Here is a 16595-nt window from a genome sequence, read left to right as displayed (position 1 = left end):
GGCCGGGCGGCGCATGCCAACCGGCCCTGTGGGGTTAGTCGGCCATATTCTCCGCAAGCCAATGCTCCAGCCAGTGGATATTGTAGTCGCCGCTATGGATGTCCGGCTCCTGCAACAGAGCGTGGAACAGAGGCACTGTGGTGTCGATACCGTCAACGATCAACTCACCCAAGGCGCGTTCCAGACGGGCCAGCGCTTCGGCGCGGTCACGGCCCTGAACGATCAGTTTGGCAATCAGTGAGTCGTAATAGGGCGGGATCGAATAGCCATCGTAAAGCGCCGAATCCATCCGCACGCCCAGGCCACCCGGTGCGTGATACGCGCTGATCTTGCCGGGGCAGGGCGAGAAGTTGGGCAGTTTTTCTGCGTTGATCCGAACTTCGATGGCGTGGCCATTGATCTCTAGGTCATCCTGTCCGAACGACATCGGCAAGCCCGAGGCCACGCGGATTTGTTCGCGCACCAGATCGACGCCGAAGATGCCTTCGGTCACCGGGTGTTCCACCTGTAGGCGGGTGTTCATCTCGATGAAGTAGAACTCGCCTTTTTCGTACAGGAACTCGATGGTGCCAGCGCCGATATAGTTGATCTTGGCCACCGCGTCGGCGCAGATTTTGCCAATCTTGGCACGCTCTTCGGGGGTAATGCAGGGGCCGGGAGCCTCTTCGAATACCTTCTGGTGACGGCGTTGCAGCGAACAGTCGCGCTCGCCCAGATGGACGGCATTGCCTTTGCCGTCACCGAAAACCTGAATCTCGATATGGCGCGGTGTGGTGAGGTATTTCTCGATATAGACCTCATCGTTGCCAAAGGCAGCTTTACCTTCGGCACGTGCGGTCATGAAGGCGCTTTCCATCTCATCCGCGCTCATTGCGACTTTCATGCCGCGTCCGCCGCCACCGGCGGTGGCTTTGATGATGACAGGATAGCCGAACTCTTCACCGATGCGCTTTGCGTCTTCCAACGTCGGAACGCCACCGTCGGAGCCGGGAACACACGGCACACCCAGCGCCTTCATCGTGTCCTTGGCGGTGATCTTGTCGCCCATCACGCGGATATGTTCGGCGGTGGGGCCGATGAAGGTGATGTCGTGGTCTTCGACGATCTGCACGAACTCGGCATTCTCCGACAGGAAACCATAGCCGGGATGGATCGCCTGTGCGCCGGTGATTTCACAGGCCGAGATAATCGCAGGGACGGACAGATAGCTTTGCGGGCTGGGCGGGGGGCCGATGCAGACCGATTCGTCCGCCATGCGCACATGCATTGCGTCGCTGTCGGCGGTGGAGTGGACGGCGACCGTCTTAATCCCCATCTCGCGCGCGGCGCGGATTACGCGCAGGGCGATCTCGCCTCGGTTGGCAATCAGGATCTTGTCGAACATGGGCCCGCCTTACTCGATGATGACCAGAGGGGTGCCGAATTCTACAGCGTCGCCGTCGCCGACCAGAATGCGTTTCACGGTGCCCGATTTGGGCGCGTGGATGTGGTTCATCGTCTTCATAGCTTCGACGATCAGCAGCGTGTCTCCTTCGGAAACAGACGCACCGACCGAAACGAAAGAGGGCGCACCGGGCTCGGGTTGCATGTAAACCGTGCCGACCATAGGCGAGGTCACAGCGCCGGGATGGCTGGCCGGGTCTTCCACATCCGCGACCGGGGCTGCGGGGGCTGCTGCAGGGGCCGGCGCGGCAGCGACAGGCGCTGCAGCTGCGGCCGGAACGGCAACCTGAACCGGAGCGGCAACCGTTTGCGTTGCGCGGCTGACGCGCACGTTCAGGCTGTCTTCCTCGCCATATTCGCGTTTGACCTGCAGTTCGGTCAGGTCATTTTCGCGCAGCAGTTCGGCCAAGGCTTTGATGAACGCCACATCCGCTTCGTGTTTGGTATCTGTCATGAGTATCCTCGAAGGTTCCCCTTTGGCCCGTCTGTATCTACGCGGGCTTCGATCTGATTACGCAGGGTTATAAGCCAAGCGAGCAGCCATGAAAAGCGCCGTTTAAGCCTGAAAACAGGGGGTTTGGATGGTTTATTACGGGCGGTTGTTCTTACAGCGGCATGCCAGAGAGCTTTGCAACCAGTTCCGGCAGTTTCCTAGCGCCGAATTTTTCCAGTAGCCGGGCGCGGTAGGCCTCGATCGTGCGGTAGCTCAGGCCCAGCTCCATCCCGATTTCCTTAGCCGACAGGCCGCGACAAGACAGGATCGCCACTTCGCGCTCGCGCACGGTCAGTTCCACCAGCGGGCGCTCCTCGGAGATGTCGGAAAAGCTCCAGATTCCATGGCGAAACGGATCGTCAGGGGTCAGCGAGCGTCCTCGCGCGCGGCACCAGAACAGGTCTCCGTTCCGACGTCGCATCACACGTTCATCGGTGTAGTAGCCGGTATCGCGCATCACCTGCAGGCTGCGTTGCCCGATTCTCTCCCAATCCGCGACCGAAGGGTAGAGATGCAGCAAGGGCATATTATTGTATTCGGCTTCATCCCCGCCAAAGGTGCGCGCAAATTGCAAGTTGCACCGTCGGATGATGCGGTTTTCCAATTCGACAAGGCCGATGGGTGCATATTCAAAAGCTGGATCGCTCATACTCATATGGTGGCGGTAAATGCAGGAAATGAGAAGGGGCGAAGCGCGTCTGACGGTGCCATCGAGGACCGGACGTTGTTAATCTTGTCAACTCAATATGAAAACTGGTGCATAACATTAGGAAAATGATAGAATAAACTGAAAATACAACTGCCCAGATATAGCAATACGTGACTGAGGACCTTGATCATGCGGGATTTGCTGACCGGTAGCCGGATCCGCGAACGACGGCAGATTGCGGGTCTAAGGCAGGCGGAACTTGCGCGTCAGGTGGGGATCTCGGCCTCTTATCTGAACTTGATTGAGCACAACCGCCGCCGGATCGGGGGCAAATTGCTGGTCGATATTGCAGGGGCGCTGGCAGTTGAGCCCTCCGTGTTGACGCAAGGGATCGAAGCGACCTTGATATCGGCCTTGCGCGAAGCGGCGGCCGATGCAGTTGGCCAGCAGGCCGAAATTGAAACGCTTGAGGAGTTTGCAGGCCGCTTTCCTGGTTGGTCGGGAGTATTGGCGCAAATGCATCGTCGTGTGGTGTCATTAGAACGGACGGTTGCAACGCTTTCGGACCGATTGACCCATGACCCGCATCTGGCGGCCTCGATGCACGAAGTGCTGTCGACCGCAGCGGCGATTCGGTCGACCGCAGCGATTCTGGCCGACCCGCAGGATATCGACGCCGAGTGGCAGGATCGGTTCCACCAGAACCTTCATCAGGATGCCGAGCGACTGGCCGACAGTTCAAAGGCGCTGGTGACCTACCTAGACGAAAGCGATACGTCGAAAGACCCGCGTGGCGCACCGCTGGAAGAGGTTGAGGTGTTTCTTGAAGCGCGCGGCTATAGCTTTCCAGAACTTGACGCCGGGGAAGGGGCAGAGGTCATAGATCTAGAGGGTCTAAATACCTCGGCTGCACGGAACCTTGCAGGGGAATGGCTAAAGCAGAGTGAGGCTGACGCCAAGGCCATGCCGCTTGATGCCCTCAAAACCACGCTTGCAGATGGTGATCCGAACCCTCTGGAACTGGCCCAGCGATTCTCGGTCGATCTGCCGACAGTGTTCCGACGCCTAGCCAGCCTGCCCGAAAAGGTGCTGAACCGCCCAGTAGGGCTGGTGATCTGCGACGGCTCGGGCAGTCTCCTGTTCCTGAAACCTGTCACCGGCCTGTCGCTGCCGCGCCATGGCGAGGCCTGCCCGCATTGGCCGCTGTTTTCTGCGCTGAACCGGCCTCTGGTTCCGATAAGACGGCAGGTCGCGCAGCAGGGGCGTGCTGCTGCAATGTTCGAATGTCATGCTTATGCCTGGCCGCACGGCGTGTCCGGATACGACCAGGAACCTTCTTATCGCGCGGCCATGCTGATATGGCCGCTGGTCGAGGCCGAACTGAACCCAGAGGTGACACGGGTCGGGCCAAGCTGCCGGATTTGCCCAAGCGGCGATTGCGGTTCTCGTCGCGAGCCGTCAATTCTCAGCGAAGGCTTTTGACAGGTTCCCGAACAACCGCTTAATCTGGCGAAGACCGGTTCCGGGGTGGAGGCCGGTCATCGGGAGGATATACACAAATGAGCCGTAAGGTTCTGTTAATTGAGGATGAGCCCAACATTGCCGAGGCCATCCGGTTCTTGCTGACTCGCGAGGGGTGGCAGGTCGAGACACATGGCGATGGTGCGGATGCGCTTCAGGTCATTCAGGGCGCGCAGCCTGATCTGGTGATTCTGGACGTGATGTTGCCGGGCAAGAGTGGGATGGACATTCTGCGTGATCTGCGCGGCTTGGACGACATGCGGGACCTACCGGTTCTGATGCTGACCGCGCGCGGGCAGTCCAGAGATCGTGAGATGGCCGAGAATGCGGGCGTCAGCCGCTTCATGACCAAACCTTTTTCCAACGCTGAGGTGCTGACCGCTGTACGCGATCTGCATGCGCAGGCGACGCAGCTATGACGTCGCCCGAGGGTCAGGACCGCACGTCGCGCGGTGCGCGGCCCTCGTTGTTTCTGGAACGGCAAAGCTATCGCCGGCGCAGGTTGGCGGATTCGGCTCGGTTACTGCCCTTTCTGGGCGGCGCGCTACTGGTGCTACCGCTGCTGTGGCCGGATGCCGAGTCTGAATCCGGCGGCGTGCCGCTGTCGTCGGCAATCTTCTACATTTTCGCCTGCTGGATCGGTCTGATTCTGATCAGCCTGATTTTTGGCCTCATTGCCCGGCGCTCTGGCGTGGATGACAGCCACGGTTCGGACGCGGGCTGATGGCAACGCTGAACGTCCTGATTCTGGTCTGTCTGGGCTACGTCGTTCTTTTGTTCGGCGTCGCTTTTGCCGCAGACAGGATGGCGGTGGCCGGGCGGGGCAAATGGCTGCGTTCTCCTTTGATCTACACGCTGTCCCTGTCGATCTACTGCACGGCCTGGACCTTTTACGGCGCGGTCGGCAATGCGGCGCGGTCGGGGTTGGAGTTCGTGACAATCTACCTCGGGCCGACGCTGGTGATGATCAGTTGGTGGTGGGGGCTGCGCAAACTGGTGCGCGTCGGGCGCAGCCAGCGCGTGACCTCGATCGCGGACCTGTTGTCCTCGCGCTATGGCAAGTCGAACACGCTGGCGGTGTGCGTCACGATTCTGGCCGTGATTGGCGGCACGCCCTATATTGCGCTGCAATTGCAGTCGATTACCCTGTCTTTCTCGATCTTTGCCGAGGCCGACCCCTCGGGCCTCTACCGCGAAGGCTCCAGCGTGTTTTGGGTGGCGGCTGGGCTGGCGATGTTCGCGATCCTGTTCGGCACCCGCAATCTGGATGCCAATGAACGCCACCACGGTGTGGTCACAGCCATTGCGGTCGAGTCGGTGGTCAAACTTTTTGCGCTGGTGGCTGTCGGTATCTTCGTGGTCTGGGGCGTTGCCGGTGGCTTTGGCCCGATGATGGAGCGGATCGACGCCTCCGAAATTGGTAAATGGCAAGTGGATGCCGGTCGCTGGACGACCTTTATCTTCTTGTCCGCCGCCGCCTTTGTATGCTTGCCGCGCATGTTCCAGGTGATGGTGGTTGAGAATGATGACGAGGGCCATCTGCGCACCGCCGCCTGGGCCTTTCCCTTATACTTGCTGCTGATGAGCCTGTTTGTTGTCCCCATCGCCGTTGTCGGCCTCGATTTATTGCCGGAAGGGTCCAACCCGGATCTGTTCGTTCTGACCGTACCTTTATCGCAAGGCAAGGACGGGCTGGCGATGCTGTCCTTTATCGGAGGGTTCTCATCGGCGACCTCGATGGTGATCGTAACGGCAATGGCCCTGTCGACGATGGTTTCGAACCACGTCGTAATGCCGATCTGGCTGAACACGCATGAGCGGGTCGGGTCCGTGCCCGGAGACGTGCGCAACATCGTATTGATGGCGCGACGTATCTCGATCGCTGCGATAATGGCGCTGGGCTATTTCTACTACAGTCTGTCTGGCGGCGGCGCGGCGTTGGCCTCGATCGGGTTGGTGGCCTTTAGCGGTATTTCGCAAATCCTGCCCGCGATGGTCGGCGGATTGTTCTGGCGCGGGGCCACCAGAACCGGTGCCCTGGCAGGTTTGACCGTGGGCTTTGTTCTGTGGATCTACACCCTGCTTCTACCCGGAATGGGGGCGGCATGGATGCCCGAGAGTGTGCTGCTGAACGGCCCATTCGGTATTGCATGGCTGCGACCTCAGGCCTTGTTCGGGATCGAAGGTATCGACCCAATGGTGCATTCGGTCATGTGGTCAATTTCCTTGAATGCGATTGTGTTCTGTGTTGCGTCCCTGCTGAGCTTTCCCAGCCCGTTGGAGCGGCTTCAGGGCGCGCAGTTCGTCAATGTCTTTGACCACTCGGTCGCGCCGCGCGGTTGGACCGGGTCGGTTGCGCAAAGCGAAGACCTGATGATCATGACGCAGCGCATTCTGGGCACGTCACCCGCCCAGGAACTGTTCCAGCGCGAGGCCGAGCTTCAGGGCGGACGCTCGCCTTTGCCCGAGCCGACACCCGGATTTCTGGCCCGGCTTGAGAGGGAGCTCAGCGGCTCAGTAGGGGCGGCCACGGCACATGCGATGATCGGGCAGATCGTGGGCGGTGCCTCGGTTTCGGTTGAGGACCTCTTGGCCGTTGCTGACGAATCTGCGCAATTGCTGGAATACTCCAGCCAGTTGGAAGAGAAATCTGCCGAACTTAGCCGCACGGCACGACAGTTGCGCGATGCCAACGCCAAGCTCACCCAAATATCCGAGCAGAAGGACAGCTTCCTCAGCCAGGTCAGTCATGAATTGCGCACGCCTATGACCTCGATCCGGGCATTTTCCGAGATCATGCGCGACACCCAGGGGCTGAGCGGTGAAGAACAGACCCGCTATGCCGCCATCATTCACGACGAGGCGCTCCGCCTGACACGTCTGCTGGACGATCTGCTCGACCTCAGCGTTCTCGAGAACGGGCAGGTCAGGCTGAACCTCGGCGACGATACGTTGCGTTCGGTTCTGGATCGGTCGATCTCCAGCGCGCTGGCGGGCACGGATCAGCGGCTGGTTGTGCGGCGCAGCAAGGCATCCGAGCGTATCCCCTTGCAAACTGATCTCGACCGCTTGGGGCAGGTGTTTATCAACCTCATCTCCAATGCGCGGAAATACTGTGATGCCGATGAGCCCGTTCTGACGATCTCGGCGCATGATGTGGGCGGGCAGCTGGTTGTGGACTTCATCGACAATGGCAGCGGGGTGCCGCCTGAGGCGCGGTCGATGATCTTTGAGAAATTCGCGCGGGTCGGAGGGGACAAGGCCGGCGGTGCCGGGCTGGGTTTGGCGATTTGCCGGGAGATCATGCATCGTTTGGGCGGTGACATCACCTATCTGCCGGGGCAGGGCGGTGCGGCGTTCCGCGTCAGCCTGCCCTTGGCCTACCGGCAGGCCGCGCAATAGTTCGGTTTAAAGAAGTTCGTAACCTCTGCCGGGTTACACCAAGACTCACGACAAGAAATCGGATGGTACCGAAGCCATGGCACACACGGCCGGCGCCGCTCTGGCGCGTAAATTGTCATTGGGGCAGGGGGATCTGGGGGATCGGCCCCGCTCGATCCTGCGGGCGTTACGCTTGGGCTTTGCGCGGGCCGCAGGTGAGCGTTTGGACCTTCCGCTGGCCGTTATCGGGGCAAGGCAGGCAGATCGGCCGCAGGCCGGACTTGCGGCCACATTGGCCGAGGATCGGTTGTTGTTGAAATTTTCGGGACCCGACGGGGTGGCGGCGGCCTGTCTGGATTTGAACTGCGTCTCGGCCATCGTTCAGACCCAAACCATTGGTGAGGTTACACCGGACGCGCCCGCCGAGCGGGGCTTTACGGATACGGACGCCGCCATGGCCGCCCCACTGGTCGAGGATGCGTTGCGCTGTGCTGTCGGTCTGGTCGATGCGGCAGATCAGCCGGTTTTGACAGGGTATGAGTATGCCTCACGGGCGGTGGATTTGCGCGGTCTGTCCTTGTCGCTGGTGGCAGATAGCTACCGTGTTTTTGACCTGACTGTGGAACTTGGAGGCGGGTTGAGTCAGGGCCAGATCACGATTGTGCTGCCCGATCCGCCCGCGCCCGATGACGTTGAGGTTGAACTGGATGTCGACACTGGCCCTCGGCTGGAGCAGTCATCAGGCGTTGTACGGGCCGAGCTGAACGCCGTGGTGTGCCGGATGAGGTTGCCTTTGGCGCATCTGTCCGCGCTTGAGGTGGGCAGCCTCTTGCCGCTGACCGGCGCGCGGTTGGACCGGACCGAGGTTCTGACCATCGAGCGCACCCGCGCCTCGGTCGGGCGTTTGGGGCAGTCGGGGGGGATGCGCGCGGTTCGGTTGAATGAAAATGTACCGCTGCCCGCGCTGGATGCGTTGGAGTCCGCCGAATTCATAGAAAGCCGCCCGGCCAGTGTCCGGGGCGATATGGCTGACACAGACGTAGATATCCTGTCCGACCCTCTCGATCTGGTCGCGAGCCCCTCGGTTGCCGATCCGGTCGACGACGACCTAAGCCTTGTTGAACCCGATCGAATGGTCGCGGAAATCTCGCAACTTGCGGGTCGCGATGGCTCGGAGAAAACCGAGTTCTGATTTAGTCCGACGTGTTGCGTAACTGATCCAAAGTTGGGCGCAGCTGCTCCAATTGGTATCCAGCATTGGTGGTGGCAGTCAGGATCTCATCCGTACTCATCTGCTCGCATTGACCCAGAGCCCAAACAACCGAGCAACGCGTGCCGGACGCGCAATATGCCAGAACCGGGCCAGAGCAATTTTCGGCCATATCCCGCTGCCGTGCGACGTTTTCGGGCGTCATGGTCTGGTGGGTCAGTTCCAGCACCTCGTATTCCAGACCGGCTGCGCGGACCGCGTCTCCGATGGCATCGGATTGCATGATCTCGGGGACCTCGGCATTGGGTCGGTTGCAGATAACCTTGACGAAGCCGGCCTCGGCAATGGCGGGCACGTCCTCGACAGTGATCTGCGGGGACACGGCGTAGCGGGGGGTTATAGGTCGAATCTCCATGCCAATTGATTAGGCCGCGTTGGCCGCCCTGTCCAGTTGCGCGCGCAGCCCCGGCGCCAACCGCATCCCCGCCGCCATCGCCACCAGAAAGACAGCGCTGCTGGTCCCGCCATAGGACAGCGCCGCCATGGCTGGGCCGGGGCATAGGCCGACTAAACCCCAGCCTGCGCCAAACAGGACTGAGCCGAGGATCAGCCCTCGGTCAAGTTCGGTCCGTGCAGGTGCGGGAAATGTGCCGCCAGTCAACGGTTGGCGGGTCTTGGTCATGCGCCACGCGACCAACATGGGCAGAATCGCGCCTCCCATAACGAAGGCCAGCGTCGGGTCCCATGCGCCGAAGATATCCAGCCAGCCCTGAACCTTTTGGGTGTCCGTCATCCCCGACAGCAACAGCCCCGCGCCAAACAACGCGCCTGATACCAAAGCGATCAACAGCCGCATCAGATCACCCCCAAACCGTGGCGGAACAAGGCCAAAACCACCGCTCCAGCAGCGATATAGATTAGGGTCGCAACAATCCCGCGCAGAGAAAACCGAGAGATGCCGCAGACCCCATGACCCGATGTGCAACCGTTGGCCAGCCGCGTGCCAATGCCAACGAGCAACCCGGCGACGACCAGAAGGCCCAGATTTTCTGTCAGGTGAGTTTGAGGCTGTTCGCTCATCAAGCGGCTCATGATCAGCGGCATACCGATCAGCCCCAAGACAAATACCAGTTTCTCGCGCCTTGCCGGGCCGTCGATTAAACCTCCCAGAATGCCACTGGCCCCCATGATCCGGCCATTGCCAAGCAGGTAAAGCGCAGCGCCGCAGCCGATCAGGATGCCGCCACAAAGGCCCCATATCCAGTCCGGGTTCATACTATGTCCATCCTATACTGTTGGCGCAGGTCACAGCTTGTTGATCGGCAACTTCAGGAAAACATCGCCCTGTTCGTCGGCCGGGGGCATCTGGCCCGCGCGCATATTGACCTGAAGCGACGGCAGAATCAGCCTGGGTTTGGAAAGGGTCGCATCGCGTGCGTCCCGCATTTCCACAAACTCTTCGATTCTGCGACCTTGCCCGATATGGATGTTCAGCGCTTTTTGTTCGCCCACCGTCGTCTCCCACGCATACTCATCCCGGCCCGGAGCCTTGTAGTCGTGCCCCACAAAAATGCGGGTCTCATCGGGCAGAGACAGGATTTTCTGGATCGACGCAAAAAGGGTCTCGGACGAACCGCCTGGGAAATCGCATCGTGCGGTGCCGAAGTCGGGCATGAACAAGGTGTCGCCGACAAAAGCGGCATCGCCGATCACATAGGTCAGGCAGGCCGGCGTATGACCGGGCGTGTGCAGCACATCGCCTCGCATCTGCCCGATGTGGAAACTGTCGCCCTCGCGGAAGAGGGCATCAAACTGGCTGCCATCGCGCTGGAACTCGGTCCCTTCGTTGAAGATTTTGCCAAAGGTTTCCTGCACCTCGACGATGTGATGTCCGATCCCGATTTTGCCGCCCAGTTCCTGCTGCAGATATGGCGCCGCCGAGAGGTGGTCTGCATGCACATGGCTTTCCAAAATCCACTCGGTCTTGAGGTCTTTGGCGTGTACATAAGCGATGATCTGGTCGGCAGAGTTTGTCCCCGTCCGGCCCGAGGCATGATCGAAATCCAGAACGCTATCGATAATCGCACAAGCGCGGCTACTGTCTTCGTGGACGACGTACGAGACCGTAAAGGTCTGGTCGTCGAAGAACGCTTTCACTTTTGGCTTCATGGTCTCCTCCACTTAGACGACATATAAGAAAAACAGAATATGATACAAGAGCCAGTTTGGTTTTTGATGTCCGTCAAGGCACGACAGATGAAATTTGCCTAAACTTTAACCCAGACGCGCAGATTTGCCGAACAGGGTATTTTAGCGGGCAATAAACCGCCATCGCTTCCGGTAGCATCTTCGTGTCGTATCCGCGTTACCTATATCGGGGATACTGACAATTGGGAGGATCACAATGACGACAGATAACCTCTATTTCGAAGCGCAAGAGCTAGAGCAAAAACTTCAGAACGCGTGTCTGGATACCCGATTGGCGCTGCAGCCCAGTTTCAGCAAGATCGTAGATCGCATGCGTCAGCAGGGGATGCATGTTCCGTCGCGCATGCGCCATCTGGATGCGGCCCTGTGCGAGGACGCGATGGAAGCGCGGTTTGACAATTTGCCGATCTGATCGGTTGGGTTATCCCAGCGAAATGCCGAGGATGACCAGCATTAGCCCCATGACCGACAGAAACAACGCCCCAAGGTTCCAGGGCAGAACACCCTGAACAACAGCGCGCAGTTCGTCATCTGAAAGGCCCGCTTTGCGGGCCTTCATTACGCGCAGAATACACCAGATCAGACCGACAAGCCCGGCCACTGACAGGGCGGCGCCGCCCCAGGTGATGATTTCGAACATGGTTGCCTGCCTCTGCTGGTGCCGTGTTTTTGCGCTTAGCGGATCAGCGCCCTGCCGACAAGCCCGCCCATGGGATTGGGTGCTTGCGACCCGGGCACCGGCGATGTATCCGGCACCATGCCCGATGTCTCAGCATCGCAATTCAGCCTCTGGGAGAGACCTACATGGAAGACATGACCGAAGATCAGGCCGCCGCCAACTACCGCGTGACTGCAGGCGAGCTGCGCCAGTTCATCGAACGGATCGAGCGTCTGGATGCCGAAAAGAAAGATCTGGCCGAGCAGCAAAAAGAGGTCATGGCCGAAGCGAAAGCGCGCGGCTACGACACCAAGGTCATGCGCAAACTAGTCGCGCTACGCAAGCGCGACAAGGATGATATCGCCGAAGAAGAGGCGGTTCTCGAAATGTATAAGGAAGCGCTGGGTATGTAATGCGATGCAGCCCGTTTCAGGGCTGCAGCACCCTTACGCCCGGCATGGCGCGTAGTGCCGCGAGATCCTGTTCGTAGATCTCGGAAAACGCGCTGACAACGTCTGAATTCCAGCCTGGAATCTCCAGCTCTTCCTCGATCTGCGCAGGATCGGCATGTTCATCGAACAGATGGGTCAGACTTTCCCGCAGCATATCCCGATCCTGCCAGGCAATTTGTTCCAGCAGTTGCGTCAGCTCTGCACGGCCCGCGTCCGTCAGCACTGAGGCAATGAACGCGTATTCATGTTGCAGGGCCGCCTTGTCAGGCAGTCTGGCAAGCGTTCTGATGATATCGCCCCAGATAAGCGGAGTGTCTTCATTGGCCCAGAGCGTGATCTGAACGTTCGGAGCTCTTTCTCGCAGGTCGTTGATCATGGTCAGCCAGTTCAGTTTGCTCAAGTCGGTATTCCCTAGAACGGCTTTCCGCCGCTCTTCGGGCAGTGACATCAGCAATTTCGAGATGAAGCTCGCCGGGTTGACCAGCGCGAAACACAGCTCGATTTGATCCGACTCTAGAACACGGTCCAGGAACGCAATCCGCTCAGCCGCATTTGGATAAAACTGCCCGCGCAGAATCGCGGCTCGTCTGGGGCCAAAAACCTTGTCGCTGGACAGGACAACGCGATCACAAGTGGTGCGGTCGGGAAGAACCTCATTCAGGCCTATAAGAACCTCTGGCAGAGGCGCTCCGGTTGTCATGGAATCTGAGGCGACTTTCACAAACTGCCGCCCTTGCGCGAGGTCCAGAGGGATGACCCGCTGCTGGTTCAGAACCGACGCGTTCGCGATAAGGGTTTCGATCAACCGGTCATTGTCGGAAAAGGCCACGCCTGCGTGGATAACAACCTGCATCTTCGTCCTGTTTTTGCCGGGCTCCTTTCTCCGGTGTTACATCCTGCGCCTTCATCGGTAAATGCCGTAACTGGCAAGCGGCTTGTTGGCTGCTAGGGTCGTTGCGGAGAGATCGACATTTGGCGCCCGTCCGCAGAGGTCAGCTTGGACCACGCCTACGCCGAATGCGATACCCTTTTGGCAGGTCCCGGCAAGATTGCCTATCCGGTCAAAATCTGCCGCTCATACATAGGGGAGGGGACCTCGGCCAACGGATCGTCCTCGGGCGGGCAGAGCAATACCGCGAAAACAATCAGCGCCGCCAACAGTGCCGTCTTCATTTCTGCCAATGCCCTTGATTTCATCACGCGTCCCTTCGCCTTGTAAGCCTCATTACCCATTCAACGCGTCAGCTCCGAATTTCCGTCGAAAGATTTTTACAGGTTTTTGTCTTTTTCCGCTTGCAGGCTCGCGCGGGAATTTATACATCCCTCCTCACTCAACGGCGCGGGCGTAGCTCAGGGGTAGAGCATAACCTTGCCAAGGTTAGGGTCGGGCGTTCGAATCGCCTCGCCCGCTCCATTGAGTTAAGGTCTTCGGACCAACATATGTATCTGATGCGGGCGTAGCTCAGGGGTAGAGCATAACCTTGCCAAGGTTAGGGTCGGGCGTTCGAATCGCCTCGCCCGCTCCAGATGCAAACTTTTCCAACTGATCAATTTCGATGTGAACGCGGTGCCTGAGCGTCTGTGTTTAGCTGTGGCCCGGATGTCTTTCGCTACCGGGCCGATTCTGCCGCATCAAGAGTGCAGGTTCAGATCAGAACGCTTTGAACGTCATCGTGGTCAAGGATCGTTCGATGTTTGGAATCACCAGCAGGTGTTCGTTGATGAAATGGCCCACATCCTCGGTTTCGGGGATATAGAGCTTCAGCAGCAGGTCGTATTCGCCGCTGGTGGAATAAAGCTCTGAGTGAATCTCGCGCAGGGCGATCTCTTCGGCGACCTTGTAGGTGGTGCCGGGTTTGCAGCGGATCTGGATAAAAACGCAGGTGGACATGTGCCGGGCCTTTTGACTTGAGTTTCCGGCAGGCTGGCATGGCCCGGACCTGTGTGCAATCCCCTGCAACAGTTTGTACCGATTGCGCTGCGGGCACTGGATCAACCCGCCCAACCCCGTCTATAAGCGCGCCTGTAGCAAAAGGAATTCGCCCATGCGCAGCGCAAAGATCAGCCGTCAGACCGCCGAGACCGAGATCTCGGTCGAGGTCAATCTGGACGGCACCGGCCAGTATGACAACCAGACCGGCGTTGGCTTCTTTGACCACATGCTGGATCAGTTGGCGCGTCATTCGCTGATCGACATGACGATCCGCGCCAAGGGCGACTATCACATCGACGACCACCACACGGTCGAAGACACCGGCATCGCGCTGGGTCAGGCTCTGACGCAGGCACTGGGCGACAAGAAAGGCATCCGCCGCTACGGCGAGTGTCACTTGCCCATGGACGACGCTCAGGTGCGTTGTGCGCTGGACCTGTCAGCGCGCCCGTTCCTGATCTGGAACGTGGACCTGCCGACCCAGAAGATCGGCACGTTCGACACCGAACTGGTGCGCGAGTTTTTTCAGGCGCTCAGTACCCATGGCGGCATTACACTGCACATTGATCAGCTGCACGGTTTCAACAGCCACCACATCGCCGAGGCTGCCTTTAAGGCCGTTGCCCGCGCCCTGCGGGATGCGGTTGAAACCGACCCGCGCAAGGCGGATGCGATTCCGTCAACCAAGGGCGCGTTGTAAGCGTAACCCGAAAAGTGGGCACCGGTTTTCGGACAAGTTGCGCACAGAAAGGACTCAAATGCTCACCGCGATCATCGACTACGAGAGCGGCAACCTGCACTCGGCCGAAAAAGCCTTTCAGCGTATGGCGAAAGAACTGCACGCGGGTGAGGTCGTTGTGACCTCGGACGCGGATGTAGTCGCGCGCGCGGACCGGCTGGTGCTACCCGGGGACGGAGCTTTTCCGGCCTGCGCCGCCGAGCTGCGTGGCCACAAGGGCATCTATGACGCGATGGTTGAGGCGGTCGAACAGAAAGGTCGCCCCTTCCTCGGTATCTGCGTCGGGATGCAGTTGATGGCCTCAAAAGGCCATGAATATACCGAAACCGATGGTCTGAATTGGGTCGCTGGGGACGTGCTGCGGATCGAGCCTTCGGACGCTTCGCTCAAGGTGCCGCATATGGGCTGGAACGATCTGGTTCTGGATAGCGATCACCCGGTGTTTAATGGTGTGAAATCCGGTGATCATGTCTATTTCGTCCACTCCTACCATTTCCGTGTCACGGATCCGGCGCAAAGGCTGGCTTATGCGGACTATGGGCAGGACGTCACTGCCGTGATCGGCCGCGACACGATGCTTGGGATGCAATTCCACCCCGAGAAAAGCCAGGATGTTGGCCTGCGTATGATCGGCAACTTCCTGACTTGGGCGCCCTAGGGCGTTACTGAATGCGGGTCCAGGTCTGCCCGCGGCAGACCAACCCGCCTGCGACACAGCCTTTGACCGTCAGCTGGTTCTGGCTGTCCAGCGTCATTTTGGAGTTGTAGGTCTTGTCGCGATCCGGGGCCCAGATCTTGCCGTTGTCATAACTGCCGCTGCCTTCTGCGACCATGTCCCAGATGATCTGTTTGCCCAGGTTTTCATAGTCCAGTATCTGGTCGCCATTGCCGTCAAATGCGCTGTCGATGGTGCCGCAAATTGCGCTGCCGCATTCGCTGATCGACACGTGCAGGTACCCACCTGTGTCACCCGGTTGTGTTTTCCAAAGCCCATCCGCCGGATCTGCCGCCATCGCGCCTGTGGCCAGCGATGCAAAAGCAATCGAAAGTGCAAGTTTCTTCATGATAACCTCCCTGATTTGGGTTCACTCTGGCCCGGTGTCGGGCTTCGGGCAAGATTGACTTTGCGTCGCTAACCCGCTTGTGCGATACGCCGCCCGTGTAACATTCAGATAAGGCCGCCCGACATGATCCTGTATCCCGCCATCGACCTGAAAGACGGCAACGCTGTTCGCCTGCTGCGCGGAGAAATGGACAAAGCCACCGTTTTCAACGAGGACCCGGCCGCGCAGGCCCGTGCCTTTGTTGATGCAGGATGTGAGTGGCTGCACCTTGTCGACTTGAACGGCGCCTTCGCGGGCGAGCCGGTCAACGCCGCTCCGGTTGAGGCGATCCTGAAGGCCTGCAACGTACCTGCCCAGTTGGGTGGTGGCATCCGGGACATGGCCACCATCGAGACGTGGATTGAAAAGGGCTTGGCACGCGTCATTCTGGGCACCGTTGCGGTCGAAAACCCCGATCTGGTGCGTGAGGCCGCAAAAGCCTTCCCCGGTAAGGTCGCAGTTGGCATCGACGCCCGCAACGGTATGGTCGCCACCAAAGGCTGGGCCGAGGAAACCGATGTGCAGGTTACGGATCTGGCCCGCAGCTTCGAAGATGCTGGCGTTGCGGCAATCATCTATACGGACATCAACCGCGACGGCGCGATGCAAGGCCCGAATATCGAAGCCACAGCCGCGCTGGCTCAAGCCGTCTCCATCCCGGTCATTGCCTCGGGTGGTGTCAGCTCATTGGATGATCTGATCGCCCTGCGCGATTGTGGAGTTGAGCTGAACGGCGCGATCTCGGGCCGGGCGCTGTACGATGGCGCGATTGACCTGGCCGAGGCCATTCGCACCCTAAGCTAAA

The 16595-nt window shown here is 59.5% G+C and carries 21 protein-coding genes and 2 tRNA genes; 12 read left to right on the top strand and 11 right to left on the bottom strand.

The window, feature by feature from the left end:
• Positions 1-34 precede the first annotated feature (34 nt).
• The 3 genes from accC to ACR0NO_RS03190 all read right to left on the bottom strand — a co-directional run bounded on the left by accC (position 35) and on the right by ACR0NO_RS03190 (position 2585).
• Positions 35-1384: an acetyl-CoA carboxylase biotin carboxylase subunit gene (accC, locus tag ACR0NO_RS03200; protein WP_170460778.1), complete on the bottom strand. Its 1350-nt coding sequence runs from the start codon at positions 1382-1384 to the stop codon at positions 35-37.
• 9 nt (positions 1385-1393) lie between these two features.
• On the bottom strand, positions 1394-1897 hold the full coding sequence (gene accB, locus ACR0NO_RS03195) for an acetyl-CoA carboxylase biotin carboxyl carrier protein (protein ID WP_480722952.1): 504 nt from the start codon (positions 1895-1897) through the stop codon (positions 1394-1396).
• Between the two features lie 151 nt (positions 1898-2048).
• Entirely contained in the window at positions 2049-2585 is a 537-nt protein-coding gene (locus tag ACR0NO_RS03190) for a LuxR C-terminal-related transcriptional regulator (RefSeq protein WP_170460784.1), read from the bottom strand.
• Between the two features lie 189 nt (positions 2586-2774).
• On the opposite strand from ACR0NO_RS03190, the gene ACR0NO_RS03185 reads away from it, so the two are divergent.
• The 5 genes from ACR0NO_RS03185 (at position 2775) to ACR0NO_RS03165 (ending at position 8679) form a co-directional block, all read left to right on the top strand.
• Entirely contained in the window at positions 2775-4067 is a 1293-nt protein-coding gene (locus ACR0NO_RS03185) for a helix-turn-helix domain-containing protein (protein WP_170637290.1), read from the top strand.
• A 77-nt stretch (positions 4068-4144) separates the two neighbouring features.
• Positions 4145-4525, top strand: a complete 381-nt coding sequence (locus ACR0NO_RS03180; RefSeq protein ID WP_480722951.1) for a response regulator transcription factor — start codon at positions 4145-4147, stop codon at positions 4523-4525.
• Entirely contained in the window at positions 4522-4830 is a 309-nt protein-coding gene (locus tag ACR0NO_RS03175; protein ID WP_170554079.1) for a hypothetical protein, read from the top strand. Before ACR0NO_RS03180 ends, ACR0NO_RS03175 begins: the two co-directional genes overlap by 4 nt.
• A complete protein-coding gene (locus ACR0NO_RS03170; RefSeq protein ID WP_480722950.1) occupies positions 4830-7508 on the top strand; it encodes an ATP-binding protein in 2679 nt (892 codons plus the stop codon). Before ACR0NO_RS03175 ends, ACR0NO_RS03170 begins: the two co-directional genes overlap by 1 nt.
• A gap of 76 nt (positions 7509-7584) precedes the next feature.
• A complete protein-coding gene (locus ACR0NO_RS03165) occupies positions 7585-8679 on the top strand; it encodes a FliM/FliN family flagellar motor C-terminal domain-containing protein (protein WP_480722949.1) in 1095 nt (364 codons plus the stop codon).
• A gap of 1 nt (position 8680) precedes the next feature.
• Here ACR0NO_RS03165 and ACR0NO_RS03160 read toward each other — a convergent pair whose 3' ends face one another.
• The 4 genes from ACR0NO_RS03160 to ACR0NO_RS03145 are packed head-to-tail and all read right to left on the bottom strand — an operon-like array spanning position 8681 to position 10866.
• The gene (locus ACR0NO_RS03160; protein ID WP_480722948.1) at positions 8681-9112 is read right to left on the bottom strand and encodes a protein tyrosine phosphatase family protein; all 432 of its coding nucleotides are present in this window, start codon (positions 9110-9112) and stop codon (positions 8681-8683) included.
• A gap of 9 nt (positions 9113-9121) precedes the next feature.
• Positions 9122-9553, bottom strand: a complete 432-nt coding sequence (locus tag ACR0NO_RS03155; RefSeq protein ID WP_480722947.1) for a DUF6691 family protein — start codon at positions 9551-9553, stop codon at positions 9122-9124.
• On the bottom strand, positions 9553-9972 hold the full coding sequence (locus tag ACR0NO_RS03150; protein ID WP_170468083.1) for a YeeE/YedE family protein: 420 nt from the start codon (positions 9970-9972) through the stop codon (positions 9553-9555). The genes ACR0NO_RS03155 and ACR0NO_RS03150 overlap by 1 nt, the downstream gene beginning before the upstream one ends.
• Positions 9973-10002: 30 nt before the next feature.
• Positions 10003-10866, bottom strand: coding sequence for an MBL fold metallo-hydrolase (locus tag ACR0NO_RS03145; RefSeq protein ID WP_480722946.1), 864 nt, complete (start codon positions 10864-10866; stop codon positions 10003-10005).
• A 235-nt stretch (positions 10867-11101) separates the two neighbouring features.
• On the opposite strand from ACR0NO_RS03145, the gene ACR0NO_RS03140 reads away from it, so the two are divergent.
• On the top strand, positions 11102-11317 hold the full coding sequence (locus tag ACR0NO_RS03140; RefSeq protein ID WP_170374909.1) for a hypothetical protein: 216 nt from the start codon (positions 11102-11104) through the stop codon (positions 11315-11317).
• A gap of 9 nt (positions 11318-11326) precedes the next feature.
• Here the strand turns inward: ACR0NO_RS03140 and ACR0NO_RS03135 are convergent, their stop codons facing one another.
• Complete coding sequence (locus tag ACR0NO_RS03135; RefSeq protein WP_170468076.1) at positions 11327-11545, bottom strand: hypothetical protein; 219 nt, start codon at positions 11543-11545, stop codon at positions 11327-11329.
• A 164-nt stretch (positions 11546-11709) separates the two neighbouring features.
• Between ACR0NO_RS03135 and ACR0NO_RS03130 the strand changes: the two genes are divergently transcribed.
• Positions 11710-11976 (top strand): DUF2312 domain-containing protein, encoded by a 267-nt coding sequence (locus tag ACR0NO_RS03130; RefSeq protein WP_170374913.1) that lies wholly within the window; start codon positions 11710-11712, stop codon positions 11974-11976.
• 16 nt (positions 11977-11992) lie between these two features.
• On the opposite strand, the gene ACR0NO_RS03125 is transcribed toward ACR0NO_RS03130, so the two are convergent.
• Positions 11993-12868, bottom strand: a complete 876-nt coding sequence (locus ACR0NO_RS03125; protein WP_480722945.1) for a hypothetical protein — start codon at positions 12866-12868, stop codon at positions 11993-11995.
• 486 nt (positions 12869-13354) lie between these two features.
• Here ACR0NO_RS03125 and ACR0NO_RS03120 point away from each other — a divergent pair.
• Positions 13355-13429: transfer RNA gene (locus tag ACR0NO_RS03120), tRNA-Gly, on the top strand.
• Positions 13430-13466: 37 nt separating this feature from the next.
• Positions 13467-13541: transfer RNA gene (locus ACR0NO_RS03115), tRNA-Gly, on the top strand.
• Between the two features lie 125 nt (positions 13542-13666).
• On the opposite strand, the gene ACR0NO_RS03110 is transcribed toward ACR0NO_RS03115, so the two are convergent.
• The gene (locus ACR0NO_RS03110) at positions 13667-13906 is read right to left on the bottom strand and encodes an Lrp/AsnC family transcriptional regulator (protein WP_050602861.1); all 240 of its coding nucleotides are present in this window, start codon (positions 13904-13906) and stop codon (positions 13667-13669) included.
• Between the two features lie 154 nt (positions 13907-14060).
• Here ACR0NO_RS03110 and hisB point away from each other — a divergent pair, with 154 nt between their 5' ends.
• Entirely contained in the window at positions 14061-14648 is a 588-nt protein-coding gene (gene hisB / locus ACR0NO_RS03105; protein ID WP_170374919.1) for an imidazoleglycerol-phosphate dehydratase HisB, read from the top strand.
• Between the two features lie 58 nt (positions 14649-14706).
• Positions 14707-15345 carry an imidazole glycerol phosphate synthase subunit HisH gene (hisH, locus tag ACR0NO_RS03100; protein WP_480722944.1) on the top strand — a complete coding sequence of 213 codons (639 nt, stop codon included), beginning with the start codon at positions 14707-14709 and terminating at the stop codon, positions 15343-15345.
• A 4-nt stretch (positions 15346-15349) separates the two neighbouring features.
• Here the strand turns inward: hisH and ACR0NO_RS03095 are convergent, their stop codons facing one another.
• Positions 15350-15751: a DUF2147 domain-containing protein gene (locus tag ACR0NO_RS03095; RefSeq protein WP_170374923.1), complete on the bottom strand. Its 402-nt coding sequence runs from the start codon at positions 15749-15751 to the stop codon at positions 15350-15352.
• 123 nt (positions 15752-15874) lie between these two features.
• Here ACR0NO_RS03095 and hisA point away from each other — a divergent pair, with 123 nt between their 5' ends.
• On the top strand, positions 15875-16594 hold the full coding sequence (gene hisA / locus ACR0NO_RS03090) for a 1-(5-phosphoribosyl)-5-[(5-phosphoribosylamino)methylideneamino]imidazole-4-carboxamide isomerase (RefSeq protein ID WP_480722943.1): 720 nt from the start codon (positions 15875-15877) through the stop codon (positions 16592-16594).
• Position 16595: the final 1 nt, after the last annotated feature.

The organism is Ruegeria sp. CL3 (genome assembly GCF_056536505.1).
The sequence above is the reverse complement of the archived record's forward strand: the minus strand, read 5'-3'. Positions and strand labels throughout refer to the sequence as shown.

Bases quoted from the DNA above. Each gene is read 5' to 3' on its own strand.
- ACR0NO_RS03140 (WP_170374909.1), top strand. From the start codon at position 11,102: ATGACGACAGATAACCTCTATTTCGAAGCGCAAGAGCTAGAGCAAAAA.
- hisH (WP_480722944.1), top strand. From the start codon at position 14,707: ATGCTCACCGCGATCATCGACTACGAGAGCGGCAACCTGCACTCGGCC.
- ACR0NO_RS03135 (WP_170468076.1), bottom strand. From the start codon at position 11,545: ATGTTCGAAATCATCACCTGGGGCGGCGCCGCCCTGTCAGTGGCCGGG.
- ACR0NO_RS03145 (WP_480722946.1), bottom strand. From the start codon at position 10,866: ATGAAGCCAAAAGTGAAAGCGTTCTTCGACGACCAGACCTTTACGGTC.
- ACR0NO_RS03170 (WP_480722950.1), top strand. From the start codon at position 4,830: ATGGCAACGCTGAACGTCCTGATTCTGGTCTGTCTGGGCTACGTCGTT.
- ACR0NO_RS03175 (WP_170554079.1), top strand. From the start codon at position 4,522: ATGACGTCGCCCGAGGGTCAGGACCGCACGTCGCGCGGTGCGCGGCCC.
- ACR0NO_RS03110 (WP_050602861.1), bottom strand. From the start codon at position 13,906: ATGTCCACCTGCGTTTTTATCCAGATCCGCTGCAAACCCGGCACCACC.
- accC (WP_170460778.1), bottom strand. From the start codon at position 1,384: ATGTTCGACAAGATCCTGATTGCCAACCGAGGCGAGATCGCCCTGCGC.
- accB (WP_480722952.1), bottom strand. From the start codon at position 1,897: ATGACAGATACCAAACACGAAGCGGATGTGGCGTTCATCAAAGCCTTG.
- ACR0NO_RS03095 (WP_170374923.1), bottom strand. From the start codon at position 15,751: ATGAAGAAACTTGCACTTTCGATTGCTTTTGCATCGCTGGCCACAGGC.
- ACR0NO_RS03130 (WP_170374913.1), top strand. From the start codon at position 11,710: ATGGAAGACATGACCGAAGATCAGGCCGCCGCCAACTACCGCGTGACT.
- ACR0NO_RS03155 (WP_480722947.1), bottom strand. From the start codon at position 9,553: ATGCGGCTGTTGATCGCTTTGGTATCAGGCGCGTTGTTTGGCGCGGGG.
- ACR0NO_RS03150 (WP_170468083.1), bottom strand. From the start codon at position 9,972: ATGAACCCGGACTGGATATGGGGCCTTTGTGGCGGCATCCTGATCGGC.
- hisA (WP_480722943.1), top strand. From the start codon at position 15,875: ATGATCCTGTATCCCGCCATCGACCTGAAAGACGGCAACGCTGTTCGC.
- ACR0NO_RS03190 (WP_170460784.1), bottom strand. From the start codon at position 2,585: ATGAGCGATCCAGCTTTTGAATATGCACCCATCGGCCTTGTCGAATTG.
- ACR0NO_RS03165 (WP_480722949.1), top strand. From the start codon at position 7,585: ATGGCACACACGGCCGGCGCCGCTCTGGCGCGTAAATTGTCATTGGGG.
- ACR0NO_RS03180 (WP_480722951.1), top strand. From the start codon at position 4,145: ATGAGCCGTAAGGTTCTGTTAATTGAGGATGAGCCCAACATTGCCGAG.
- ACR0NO_RS03185 (WP_170637290.1), top strand. From the start codon at position 2,775: ATGCGGGATTTGCTGACCGGTAGCCGGATCCGCGAACGACGGCAGATT.
- ACR0NO_RS03160 (WP_480722948.1), bottom strand. From the start codon at position 9,112: ATGGAGATTCGACCTATAACCCCCCGCTACGCCGTGTCCCCGCAGATC.
- ACR0NO_RS03125 (WP_480722945.1), bottom strand. From the start codon at position 12,868: ATGCAGGTTGTTATCCACGCAGGCGTGGCCTTTTCCGACAATGACCGG.
- hisB (WP_170374919.1), top strand. From the start codon at position 14,061: ATGCGCAGCGCAAAGATCAGCCGTCAGACCGCCGAGACCGAGATCTCG.